11 protein-coding genes are annotated in these 11,994 nt (G+C 53.7%); 6 read left to right on the forward strand and 5 right to left on the reverse strand.

The annotated features are described in order from the left end of the window. From LOC67_RS10785 to LOC67_RS10810, 6 genes are all read left to right on the forward strand, one after another. Positions 1 to 1,593, forward strand: a complete 1,593-nt coding sequence (locus tag LOC67_RS10785; RefSeq protein WP_230262583.1) for a class I SAM-dependent DNA methyltransferase — start codon at positions 1 to 3, stop codon at positions 1,591 to 1,593. A gap of 198 nt (positions 1,594 to 1,791) precedes the next feature. Next, entirely contained in the window at positions 1,792 to 2,751 is a 960-nt protein-coding gene (locus LOC67_RS27575; protein WP_230262584.1) for a restriction endonuclease subunit S, read from the forward strand. Between the two features lie 2 nt (positions 2,752 to 2,753). After that, positions 2,754 to 3,122, forward strand: a complete 369-nt coding sequence (locus LOC67_RS10795) for a helix-turn-helix domain-containing protein (protein WP_230262585.1) — start codon at positions 2,754 to 2,756, stop codon at positions 3,120 to 3,122. A gap of 149 nt (positions 3,123 to 3,271) precedes the next feature. Beyond that, the gene (locus tag LOC67_RS10800; RefSeq protein WP_230262586.1) at positions 3,272 to 3,886 is read left to right on the forward strand and encodes an ImmA/IrrE family metallo-endopeptidase; all 615 of its coding nucleotides are present in this window, start codon (positions 3,272 to 3,274) and stop codon (positions 3,884 to 3,886) included. 426 nt (positions 3,887 to 4,312) lie between these two features. Next, positions 4,313 to 5,263, forward strand: coding sequence for a toll/interleukin-1 receptor domain-containing protein (locus LOC67_RS10805; RefSeq protein WP_230262587.1), 951 nt, complete (start codon positions 4,313 to 4,315; stop codon positions 5,261 to 5,263). 128 nt (positions 5,264 to 5,391) lie between these two features. After that, complete coding sequence (locus LOC67_RS10810) at positions 5,392 to 7,536, forward strand: patatin-like phospholipase family protein (protein WP_230262588.1); 2,145 nt, start codon at positions 5,392 to 5,394, stop codon at positions 7,534 to 7,536. 288 nt (positions 7,537 to 7,824) lie between these two features. On the opposite strand, the gene LOC67_RS10815 is transcribed toward LOC67_RS10810, so the two are convergent. The 5 genes from LOC67_RS10815 to LOC67_RS10840 form a co-directional block, all read right to left on the reverse strand. Beyond that, positions 7,825 to 8,487 carry a ThiF family adenylyltransferase gene (locus LOC67_RS10815; protein WP_230262589.1) on the reverse strand — a complete coding sequence of 221 codons (663 nt, stop codon included), beginning with the start codon at positions 8,485 to 8,487 and terminating at the stop codon, positions 7,825 to 7,827. Continuing rightward, positions 8,484 to 9,143, reverse strand: coding sequence for a Mov34/MPN/PAD-1 family protein (locus tag LOC67_RS10820; RefSeq protein WP_230262590.1), 660 nt, complete (start codon positions 9,141 to 9,143; stop codon positions 8,484 to 8,486). Before LOC67_RS10820 ends, LOC67_RS10815 begins: the two co-directional genes overlap by 4 nt. Then, positions 9,088 to 10,074 (reverse strand): hypothetical protein, encoded by a 987-nt coding sequence (locus tag LOC67_RS10825; protein WP_230262591.1) that lies wholly within the window; start codon positions 10,072 to 10,074, stop codon positions 9,088 to 9,090. Before LOC67_RS10825 ends, LOC67_RS10820 begins: the two co-directional genes overlap by 56 nt. 349 nt (positions 10,075 to 10,423) lie before the next feature. Further along, positions 10,424 to 10,642: a hypothetical protein gene (locus tag LOC67_RS10830; protein ID WP_230262592.1), complete on the reverse strand. Its 219-nt coding sequence runs from the start codon at positions 10,640 to 10,642 to the stop codon at positions 10,424 to 10,426. A 346-nt stretch (positions 10,643 to 10,988) separates the two neighbouring features. Next, positions 10,989 to 11,933 (reverse strand): hypothetical protein, encoded by a 945-nt coding sequence (locus LOC67_RS10840; RefSeq protein WP_230262594.1) that lies wholly within the window; start codon positions 11,931 to 11,933, stop codon positions 10,989 to 10,991. Positions 11,934 to 11,994: the final 61 nt, after the last annotated feature.

Genomic DNA, 11,994 nt, shown 5'->3' on the forward strand with positions numbered 1-11,994 from the left:
ATGGCAAAAAAGAAAGCCAAGACGGCTAAGAGGCCCGCAGCCCCGAAAACGACCGCGCAGCAATTGGGCTCACTGATCAAATCGGCTCGCGACATCATGCGCAAGGACAAGGGACTCAACGGAGACCTTGATCGTTTGCCGCTACTTACATGGGTCATGTTCTTAAAGTTTCTTGATGATCGAGAGAAGCTACAGGAAGCACGAGCTGAGATCGCCGGCAAGAAGTACAAGTCCGCCATTGAGGCGCCCTATCGTTGGCGTGACTGGGCAACGGATAAGGATGGTATCACGGGTGATGAGCTGATCGCGTTCGTCAACCAAGATGAAGCGACTCGGCCGGATGGAAGTCGCGGACTCGGTTTGCTGGCGTATTTGCGTGGGCTGCAGGCCACTGCCGATGATCGGCGACGTGGAGTCATTGCGACAGTGTTCGATGGCGTCAACAACCGCATGTTGTCGGGCTACCTATTGCGTGATGTGATCAACCTTGTCGATGGAATTCATTTCGATTCGACCGACGAGATTCACACGCTGGCTCGGCTTTACGAGTCGATGCTTCGCGAGATGCGGGACGCGGCCGGTGATTCGGGCGAGTTCTATACGCCAAGACCCGTCGTTCAATTCATGGTTCAAGTGACCAATCCGCAGCTTGGTGAGGTCGTGCTCGATCCAGCCTGCGGCACTGGCGGGTTTCTGTCGGAAGCATTCGAGCACTTGGAGAAGCAATGCAATACGGTCCAGCAGCGTAAGACGCTTCAGGAAAAAAGCATCTTTGGTGGCGAGGCAAAACCGCTGCCTTACATGCTGGCTCAGATGAACCTACTTCTACACGGGCTTGACGCACCTTCGATTGACTATGGCAATTCGCTGACCGTGAAGATCACCGAATTGGGTGCCAAGGACCGCGTTGACGTCATTCTGACGAATCCACCGTTTGGCGGCGAAGAAGAAGCCGGCATTCGCAACAACTTTCCGGCCGATAAGCAAACGTCCGAGACGGCTTTGCTGTTCCTGCAACTCATCATGCGAAAGCTGAGGAAGCCTGCCGGCAATAATGCAATTGGCGGCCGTGCCGGAGTCGTTGTTCCAAACGGAACGTTGTTTGGCGACGGAGTCTGTGCGCGAATTAAAGAAGAACTTCTGAAAGAATTCAATTTGCACACGATCGTACGATTGCCCAACGGCGTTTTTGCGCCCTACACGATCATTCCAACCAACTTGCTCTTTTTCGATCGCTCTGGACCGACCAAGGCGATTTGGTATTACGAACTGCCGCCTCCGGAAGGTCGCAAGAACTACACGAAGACTAAGCCAATTCAGCCGAATGAGTTTGACGACGTTGCCAAATGGTTTGCGTTGAAACGTAGGAAGGAAACGGATAACGCATGGAGAGTGTCCGTCGATGATGTCCTTAAGTACGACGACACAGGTGCACTAGTCTCTTGCAACTTGGACCAGAAGAACCCTAAAAGCGCGGAGGCCCTTGAACATCTGCCACCGGAGAAACTGGCCGACGATATTCTGGTGAAAGAGCGGCGCATCATCGAGATAATGGAAGAGATCAAGGCCGAGTTGGCAAGGAGCAGCGGTTAGATGAATCAGCAAAACTGGCCAATGGTCCCGCTTGGCGAACTTATCTCCAAAAGTGATGAACGAGTGATTGTCGAGGTCGATCAAGAGTATCCGAACTTTGGGATCTACAATTGCGGACGAGGGCTATTCGAAAAACCACCGATCTCTGGTTCGACATCGAGTGCGTCGTCGCTGTACCGCGCAAGAGCGAATCAGTTTGTGTACAGCAGACTATTCGCTTTTGAAGGGGCCTATGGATTAGTTCCGGTTGAATTCGATGGACACTTCGTGTCGAACGAATTTCCCTTGTTTGAGTGCAATGAAGAACGACTTCACTATCGGTTTCTGGCCTGGTTTTTCCGCAGATCCACAACCTGGACAGAGGTTGCTCAATTTACGACAGGAATGGGTAGTCGCAGACAACGAATCAAGCCAGAGGCACTATACAATTACGCGATTCCATTACCGTCAATTGATGAGCAAATCGCGATCTCAGAACGGATCGAATCCATCCACCAAAAGCTGCAACAGATTTATGCGGCACATCACGAAGTTGACAGCCTTTCGCTCGGACTCTTGCGAAGCAGAATGAGTGAAGTCACTGCGGATTCAGAGTACTTTCCCTTGGTAAATGTTGCACCGATTGTCCGCAGACGCGTCCTGCCGAAACCAGGGGAGACTTTTGCTGAGCTTGGCATACGCTCGTTCGGAAAGGGAACGTTTCACAAGCCATCACTAGATTTCATGTCAGTGGGTTCAAAAAAGCTTTATCGAATCGAGGCCGGTGATTTAGTGTTCAGCAACGTCTTCGCGTGGGAGGGCGCGATTGCTGTTGCCAAGGCAAAGGATCACGGCCGGGTCGGCTCCCACCGGTTTATTACTTGCGTACCTAAGGAAGGTCTCGCGACTCCGCAATTTCTGTGCTTCTATTTGTTGACACCAGAGGGAATGGCCAGCATCAGTGATGCTTCGCCGGGCGGTGCGGGACGAAACCGAACGCTTGGTTTAAAAAAACTTGAAAAAATCAAGGTTCCAATTCCGGAGATGGCGGAGCAACAACGATTTGGAACGCTATTAAAACGCATAAGATCCGCGCACCGAGAGCGAACTAAGGCCAAAGCTAATCTCGACGCTATGATGCCATCAATCCTCGACCGTGCATTCAAAGGGGAGCTTTAACCATGGCCAAAAAGAAGAAGCAGACATTCGGCGAACGCTTGCGTGAAGCACGTGTCGCGAAAGGGTATAGCCTTCGCAAGTTTTCCATTGCTGTCGACGTTAGTCCGACCTACCTATCGCAAGTCGAACAGGGCAAGGTAGCTCCACCTACAGCAGACCGCGTCGAGCGGATCGCGACGTTGCTTGAAGAGAGTGTTGATGAATGGATGGCGTTGGCGGATCGACTTTCAGAAGATCTGCCGGACATTATCCACACTGACCCGGCAGTACCTGATCTTTTGCGGGCCGTGAAAGGAATGTCACCCGAGCAAATCAAGCGACTGAGAGAGGCGGCTGACGAAATTCGCGAAGAAAAAGGCAAGTACAAATGACGCGTCGGGGCATGGGCAAGTACGGTGTGGATTTCATCACACCACAGCAAATGGACTTTGAAGTCCAGCAATTGATGACCGAGTTCGGAAACGCTCAACGTCAGATAATCGAGCCACCGATCCCTATCGACGACATTGTCGAACTTTACTTGAAGCTCGACTTTGAGATCATCGACGCCAAGGAGTTGTTTCAAGTCGATGGCGTCTTTGGTGCGCTGTGGGTGGAAGAGCAAAAAATCGGCATCGACCAATCTCTCGATCCCCACGAACATCCACAGATGCTCGGGCGATACCACTTCACGCTCGCTCATGAAGTCGGCCACTGGCGGCTCCATCGCCGCAAATTTCAAAAGCGCGTCGTCACGCAAACTTCGCTCTTGCCCGACGATCCAAATCGCCCCAACTATATCTGCCGCGACGGCGACGACGACCCGATCGAACTCCAAGCCGATATGTTTGCGGCAATGCTGATGATGCCCGAGGCCATGATCCGCCGGGTCTGGCACAGCCAAACCGAACACGGCGATCCGATGTCTCTGGACGAAATTCGCGCCAACGCATCCCCAGATCTACAAGCTGAAATCCAGCGGAGGCTGAGATTCAAAACCGGACCCCTCGCAGAGGAGAACGCCCTCTTTGAAGCCGCCGCGAAGCCGATGGCCGACATCTTTGAAGTCTCACCACCGGCAATGCGAAGACGCCTGCAAAAATTAAATTTGCTCGTGAAAGTCAAAGAAAAGACGTTGTTTGACGACCTGGACTGACGTGTGTGTTTGTAAAACACTTGACACCCTTCGGAAGTTTGCTCCAATTAGATCTGCATGAAGTTGTGGCCGCACATCGCGGTCATTTTTCGCAACCCAATCGTGCAGTGTTTAGCAAACACCAACGTTTTTTCGGAGAAAAGCAGATGCTCGTGAAGCTACTTAAATGCCAGATTTGTGGCCACCGTTTCGAAGTCGAAGTCTTTGATCGAGAAGACCCCCGCGAGAAAGACGAGCCCGGCTATCCGGTCGTTTGTGAGAAGTGTGCGAGTCCAAGACTCGAACCCGTCTGGGTCCGCAGGAAGGCAGGCTAGAGGCAGCCCGGCATCGCCAACGTTGGTATGCCGTGGAAGCCGTGCCGCAACGTGATGTATGCCGACGGGAACCCACCGCCACTATCAATAGATTCTTTGGAGACCAATCTAGATGGCCAACCTATTTTTTTCATACTCGCACCGCGACGAAGTGATTCGTGACGAGCTTGAAATACACCTTGCGATGCTGAAACGACAGGGTGTCATCGAGACTTGGCATGATCGGCGAATTGTTGCCGGTGATGAATTCAACGGCAAGATAAGTGAGCACTTGGAAAAGGCGGACATTGTGCTGCTTCTTGTAAGCCCCTACTTCATTGCGTCGCAGTACTGCTACGCCGTAGAAATGACGAGGGCCATGGAGCGACACGACGCCGGGGACGCCCGCGTCATTCCTGTTATTGTGGATCCTTGCGAGTGGCACATGGCTCCGTTCGGGAAGCTTTTGGCGATACCGCAGGATGGAAAACCAATATCAAAGTTTCCAAACATGCACGATGCGTTTCTTCAGATTACGAGTGCGATTCGCCAGGCCGCATCAGGAAACGCCGCTTCGTCCAGCCTTTCGAAAGAGGCCTTTTTTCCGGTTCAAGAAGCAACATTGGTTTCTGAAAATCCACGATCAAGCAATCTGCGTTTGAAACGCGATTTCTCGCAGCGTGACAAGGACCGATTCCGTGAAGATTCCTTTCAATACATGGCCACTTTCTTCGAGGGTTCGCTGTCCGAGCTTCAATCTCGAAATCCCGGCATCGAAACGTCATTCCGCCAAGTCGACGCGAACACTTTTACGGCAACCATCTACGAGCATGGCTCGCCGAAGTCTGAATGTTCGGTCAGCCTGTCTGACAGCTTCGGTGGGGACCAAATCGCGTATAGCGCTGACAAATCAAGCCGCGGCAGCTCGTGCAACGAATTGCTCGGTGTTGTGACGGATGGAATTGCATTGGGGTGGCGACCGACAATGGGATTTCACTTTCGTGAGGTGTCTGACGAGCAACTGACCCAGGCGGGTGCAGCAGAATACTTCTGGTCGCGTCTGATCGAACCACTTCAACGTTAATCCAATCCAAAGTCCGACACTGATTCCTTTAGGCCGAGCACTATTGAATCCGGTCGGGATAGCAGCGACTTTGATTTATGATTCAAATTTTTCAGTTAGACCGCCCGGCCGCAATTTGGAATTTCTAGATGTTCGATTATCGCGTTCCCCAGGCCTTAAAGAAACTTCTCGGTCGCCACTTGCTGACAGTGCTTGCTTTGGCGGCGTTTCTTTTCGTAGGGCTTTCGGTGGACCAGATCCGAGAGTTGGTCATTGACGTGTTCGCCGTCGGCGGCATGATCCGATGGATGACTTTCGCGCTGGCCATCTGGGGTGCTGTGTTAATTGGATATTTCCTGTTTCTCTCGCCTGATGAAACGGTTGTGGATCGCACGCTCCGAAAGGTGCCAATTTCCGTGCGGCGTTTGCTCCGATATCCATTCCGAGTGTTTGTTGTTACACCGACGCAAGCGTTATATTGGATTGCGCGGCTTGGGCGAAAGTTTGGCGGGACTGGCTGGGCTGTTTTCGTCAATTTGACGTTGGCCGGCCTTGGGCTTTGGATGGCCATGTCGTGCCCGCTTTCACCGTCATTACTATCCAGCATCGATTCGGTGTGGCCTCTCCCGGGCGGTTTCATTCGTATGCTGGGACTGTTCGCCGCAATGGTAGCGCTCTGGCTGGGGCTAGGAACCTGGGTGGGTCCAGACCGTGTCCTCGATGGCCCTGATCAGACTGAGGAAACTGGGGAAGCGGACGAAACAGTCCAGAGGCGAGTGCGGGTGTGGCGACGCACTGGTGAAGTGTTATCCATTCTTCTCGTGTCAGCGTTGCTATTGGAACTGGTCTGGGTTGCAGTGGAGTCGTCAGATGCTTTCGACATGTCGGTTTACACAGTTTGGGCGTTCTTAGTTCTTGGTTTTACTGGCACGCTCTTAGCCGCGTTATTTGATTTCCTCTATCGAAACACATACTGGCCCTGGCGGCTGATCGTTTGCTTGGTGTTGGGTTTGGCCGCCAGCCTGACCAGCCACGTAGACCTGGGCCCAACAGATGTTCCAGATGTCGTGGAACAATTAAGAAGCGTAGAGCCAGTGGACTGGGTTGAAGCGTCGCTTCGCCGCTTGCGGAATGAACCAGAAGGCCCCGTCATCATCGTCACTGCTAGCGGGGGCGGTTCACGGGCAGCATTGGTTGCGGCATTGTCGCTGGAAATCGTTGAGGACGAATTTCGCCAGGACGGGCAGCATCCAGCTTGTGTATGGTTGGGAAGCGGAGTTTCTGGCGGCGGCCTCGCATTGGCTGCCCATTACTATCCATCTGATTGGCAGCTATCGACGCAGGACGCGGTTACCCGCGATTACCTCGGACCGATCTTCCGAGGCTTCCTGACTCCCTTTTCCAATCGTGGTGAGTCGTTGACCGCGTATTGGGATCGAGCATTTCCCTGGCAGTCGATCGATCAGACAACGCTGGACCCAGGTAAACCGCTGCTCACGTTCGGTGTGGCCGATATCGATACCGGACGACGCGTGATTGTGGGGTTTCCGAGATTGCCGAAAGGTTGGTTTTCACGCTGGAGACTGGAACAAACCGCGGAAGGCGAACGATGGACTCTCTCGGACAAAGACCACGAACCGTACAGCCTTTCAACCCTTCAGGCCGGCGGCACCCAGCCAAACGTTCGGCTAACCCGGGCCGTTCGAATGTCGTCGTCCTTTCCGTTCGGGTTTGAGCCTACTCGAATTGCCGCAGAGGTCCCCGAGCCGAACAACGGTTCGGATGACCAAATCCATTTCCTGGATGGCGGGATGGTCGACAACACGGGTGTTGATTCGGTGTTGGCCATCCTATCCAAAATTGAAACCACTGAAACACCGAGTTGCCAGCAGCTTGCTAGAGAGTTGCGACGGCGTGGCATTTTCCTTATTGAGATTGACGCGGGGGCAGGATCTGGCGATGTAGCAGAGTCGGGTTTGTTAAGTCGGGTGACGCAACCATTTGGAGGCTACAACCGAGGCGTCTATGCAGCAGCAAAACGAGCACGAGACCGAAATGTCGCCGAGCTGCGCACGCAATACGGTGGAGACTTTACGACGGAACCAATTGAGTCATACCCAGCGAGCGATGACGTGACCGAGGTCATGACCACTTTGGCCTTGCCGGAGCACGATGTCCGACGACTAATCGCATCCTTCGAGGATCCAGCGAGGGAAAAGATCATTCGTGAAGCCCTTCGGAAACGATATGCGGAACTGTCGGATCGCGAAAGCATCCCACACCGCAATCAATAAGGCTCGCAAGCGAATTAGGCTAAATGCAATCGATTTCTCGACAATAGCGATCAGTTGCACGGAAATCTGCGTGGAAGCCAGCATTACCACGGGAGGCCTCTCAAAATGCTCTTATCGTCTCTTGCCTAACGATTAATGTGCGGCCGACGCCGAGGTAGATCATTTTCTTTACCTGCTTACGTTGCCATGTCTGTCAATTCGATACTGAAGAAGTGTCTTTCAGCCCGTCGGTCATGGGCAGGAAGGCCAGGGTGGCGGAAAATGGGGTGATAGGAGCACATGGCAATGTCAACGGTCGAAGACCGTCCATTCCCCGGATAGGAGGTTGGCATTGGTTTTGGTGTCGATGGGGATGTTGCGGAGCCAGCGGGTGAATTGGTGGACCATTAATCCGGCGGCGATACTTGCGGCGTAAACGGTGCTTCGTGACGTGCAGGTGCCTTGCTGAGCTTCGGCTGCTGGGAATAGGGTCGAGCGGTATCGGTCGGCTGATTTGGTATCGGTTGCGGTCAAAACTCGGATTACCTCGCCGAGCATTCGGCCGTCTGCCCAGAAATCCGTTTTTCGCTCGATGGCATTCCAGATCGCTGTGCGTGCCGCGATCGAATCGACGCAACAGAATACAGCGTTGCCGATCTTCTGCCGTGGCCGGAATCGATCTTCAATCCGAGCGACTTCGATCGATGGATCGATCTCCCCGATGGCACTCTCGCAAGCCTGCGTTTTGAGAGTGCCAATTTCTCGTTTTCGGTAGCCTTGCGTTGTCGTATTGGAAAGATCGACGACGTCGAAATCAATCAACTGAATCCGAGGGACGCCGATTCCAGCGATCTGAATCGCAACCTGTCGCCCAATGGCACCGACGCCAATGACCGTTGCCGAAATTTCGGCGAGTCGATCTGCTGGCACCAATCCCTGTTGACTCTGGAACCGATCGGTAGCTGTACTCATTGGCGCCACTCCGGATAGGTGCCGGAACGTTGAACTTGCATCGAATCTGACTCTTGCCACCATTCGAATTCCATGTCTGCAGCTGTATTCCGGTCGCGGCTCGCGAAAGGGTCATCGACAGAGACGTTTTCGCAGTACTCGGAAAACCATGCCTCGTGATCCGATGCTGGGAACTCGCATTCGAATTGGGTCCGGCAGCGTAGTCTCCTATCACACCGCGGGCCGACGTTGAATCGGGCGCGGGCATAGCTATTCCCTTCCCGCGCCAAGATGTACATCACGCACCAGTCGCTGCCTCCAAAACAGCGCTCAAATGTTGCTTCGTCCGTCCCACTCGGCGAAGGTGAACTCCCTGGGTGCGTGTGGATCCAGATCCTGGCAAATTGTTCGGGCTTCCTTCCCGCATCGACTTGTGAGTCGAAGAAGTCGGCAACGCTATCGTCGTCAAAGTCGACGGACACCGCCGTGCAAACTTGCTCGACGAGCTGAAAATCCTCCACGAGGAGAAGATCCTCGGCATTGGAAATACCGAATCCACCGACTTCGGTTGGCCCAACGTCACGGAGGAAAAGTAGCTTCGCCATCGCGTAGGGAGTGAACCTAAGCACGCGGTTGCTCGGTTTGGAAATCGGAAACTTCGGCTGATTCTTGTTCATTTCGATCGACGCAATCATCGCACATCCCTTCATGTAAGCAGGAGTCACAGAAACACTCATCACATTCATCGCAGGACTTGCCGCAGTAGTGGCAGCAGTAGTTATGGCAACCGGCGCACGTTCCGATGCATTCGCTACAGAAGCGATCGGAGCACGAATCGCAGCTGGTGCTGCAGTCATCGCAAAGTTCGGTCTCGCACTTTGTGCAACGAGACAGGTCGTCGGAGTCAACCGTATCGCCGCAGCATCGGCACGTCACACCGTCCCAATCATCGAGCGAGACGTAGGCACTTGCCGCGTTGTAGGTTTTCAGGATTCGGTCAACGATAGAGAAGAAATCATAAAGGCGGCCTTCCTGAAGAGCCCGCTTGATTGCCGTCGCACCATCACCCTCGCAGAGCGTGTCGCCTTGGACATGGGGATGCGTGGTCCCATCACGAGTTCCATTTCCCGGGGCCACGGACAACACCTCGTAAGGCCGCGTGTCATTGATTCGATCCCATCGCAGAACGATCTCGAAGCGTCCCAGGTAGACACTCTCCAAAACAATCTCTTCAGTGCGACAGCGAAGCTGCTTTGTAGATCGTTGGATCACCACATCGTCAAACTCTTGGCGTAGCGCCCTGATTTCATGGAAGATCGAGCTTGGCGAGACCTCGGGATCTTTCCGTTGCATTACGGCTGATATCGATTCAGCATGTTTTCGCAATCGATCGACGGCGTCGCGGTACCGCTCCGCAGATTCACGAGCGGCGCAGTGCCAGCCACGGATTCGGGCCTTATCAAATCGCGATAACCAGCGACGACAGTCGTTCAGTGAATCCTCGACTCCGCCCAAGCAGAGATGCTGAGTTGGACGCGTCGCCAACAACGCCGCGATCTCGGCTGCGGCAACGTATTGAGCACAAGCTTGATTTCGTGACTTGTTCAACGGTGTGCACCCTCAATTTTCAATGGGGTGAAACTCACTCGGTCACCATCGCATAGCAATTGATCTGACGTTGCAGGTTGCCGGTTAACTCGAATCAAGTAATTGTTCGGGTTGAAGGCGCCGATGTGTCGCTCAAAAAGCTGTTTGACTGTAGTGCTAGCCGACAGTTCGACGTGCTCCGCGAATCCTCCGGCGTCATTTGAAATCAACAGGACTTTCATGTTTGTTTACCTTTTTGGCTCGCTTGTTCTTGGTGCGTTTGGAAAAACGAATTCGCCGCCGCCCGCGAATCGGGTGGCGGCGAACCGTTACGTTGGGATTCTGCGTCTTGCGAGTAGCTGTCATCGCTTTAGCAGAATGCAACTTCGGGATCGAAGCTGCTGTCATCAAGATCCCTGCATAGGAGGTCAAAATCATCCCAGTCGAGGACACGACCGCCGTGCACGGGATCGGTCGGATCATCAAAGGGCTGATCAGGGTCCGCGATTAAGAATCCAAGACGCTTGATCGCGGTGACGGTCTCACCCGTTGCTCGGGCAACGGCGCGGTTGAGTTCGTTCTGGTTCATCGAAATCTCCAAGATGGGTGGGGACAAAAAGAAAGCCCCGGCCGTCTGATTTGCATCAGACGACCGGGGCTACGGATCTAGATCTGTGTTGGTGGCTAGACCTAGTGACGAACTAGCCAATGAGATTGAAGCCAAGTGACCTCGGCGTCTAATGCATCCCTGCGCCGTCGAAACGGTCCCAGAACAGGACCTCCTACAACGGAAAGATCGGCAGTCCATTGCCCATCTGGTGTTGGTTCGACATAGGAACCACGCTTGATTGAGATCGAGCCGACACTTTTGAGATCGACTCGATCATCGAATATCGTCCGAAGCTGGCCGCTTGGATCAATTACTACCGTGACCGTCATCGCGGGCCCCGGATGATGTTGCGGCGAGGTCGGTCGGTCATCAATTCATCGAGCCGCGATTCGACCTGGGATAGCGATGTTGCGACGTGATTCCGAAGTGAATTTCGGTCTCGTAACTCCTGCGGGGAAACGCCGCTGATCACCTGACGCGCGTGATCCACCAGTTCATCAAGCGATTCGTTGCTGTGGATATTCAGCCGCTTGAAGCGATCAAAAAACTCGTTCAAGTTCGTCACAGCCGAGTCGCGAAAAACTTTGGGTTTCCCATCAACGGATCCCGACAGTCGTTCGGCCAGGTGATTGACCAGCTGAGTCAGCTCTTCCGCGAAGGTCTGTTCAGCGAGCTCGACGGCTTCGGCAAACCGCGACTGAACGCGTTTGCATTCCTGTTCGTACAACTCGGGGTTGACCGTCCGCAGATATGCCGGAGGACTGACAGATGGAAAGTCCCAACTGATTGCGAATTGGTCGGTTACCGTGGCCGGATAGTCTGATGAATCGAACAAGTGACCGAGTTGTTCCCGTGCGGCGTCAACCAGCTCACTGAAACATCGATCCAATTCGGCTACCGCATCGACCAATTCATCCCGAATCGATGTCATTTGGCCATCAAATTCAGAGACATCGTTTCGACGCAACAAGCGGACGCCGGGCTCGATGTAAGGCAACGTCATTCCTTTCCACAAGGCGGTCGCTTTTGTTTTGACAGTCGAAACCGCTCGAAACGCGGGGTGTGACGTGTCGAACAATCGCTTGGCGGCAGATAGGGTGCGGATATCCGCGTCAAAGGCGCCCGCAGCCTGTTGTCGCTGATCGCGGCTGAGGCTCTTGCGAGTCCCCGGCCAACGGATGTGAAGTCGAACGGCGGTTGTTTCGGATTGAAGCCGATTTCCATGTGTTTGCGTTGTTTGGCTTTCCGGTTCGTCGAGCATGACGCTCATAGGTACTCCTCTGAATATGGTTTTCACTTGGATGGGGATTGGAGTCGCGCGATGACGGACT

The sequence above is a fragment of the Stieleria sp. JC731 genome (assembly GCF_020966635.1).
Taxonomy (GTDB): Bacteria; Planctomycetota; Planctomycetia; order Pirellulales; family Pirellulaceae; genus Stieleria.

Bases quoted from the DNA above. Each gene is read 5' to 3' on its own strand.
- LOC67_RS10820 (WP_230262590.1), bottom strand. From the start codon at position 9,143: ATGAACAAGAATCAGCCGAAGTTTCCGATTTCCAAACCGAGCAACCGC.
- LOC67_RS10830 (WP_230262592.1), bottom strand. From the start codon at position 10,642: ATGAACCAGAACGAACTCAACCGCGCCGTTGCCCGAGCAACGGGTGAG.
- LOC67_RS10795 (WP_230262585.1), top strand. From the start codon at position 2,754: ATGGCCAAAAAGAAGAAGCAGACATTCGGCGAACGCTTGCGTGAAGCA.
- LOC67_RS10840 (WP_230262594.1), bottom strand. From the start codon at position 11,933: ATGAGCGTCATGCTCGACGAACCGGAAAGCCAAACAACGCAAACACAT.
- LOC67_RS10810 (WP_230262588.1), top strand. From the start codon at position 5,392: ATGTTCGATTATCGCGTTCCCCAGGCCTTAAAGAAACTTCTCGGTCGC.
- LOC67_RS10785 (WP_230262583.1), top strand. From the start codon at position 1: ATGGCAAAAAAGAAAGCCAAGACGGCTAAGAGGCCCGCAGCCCCGAAA.
- LOC67_RS10815 (WP_230262589.1), bottom strand. From the start codon at position 8,487: ATGAGTACAGCTACCGATCGGTTCCAGAGTCAACAGGGATTGGTGCCA.
- LOC67_RS10805 (WP_230262587.1), top strand. From the start codon at position 4,313: ATGGCCAACCTATTTTTTTCATACTCGCACCGCGACGAAGTGATTCGT.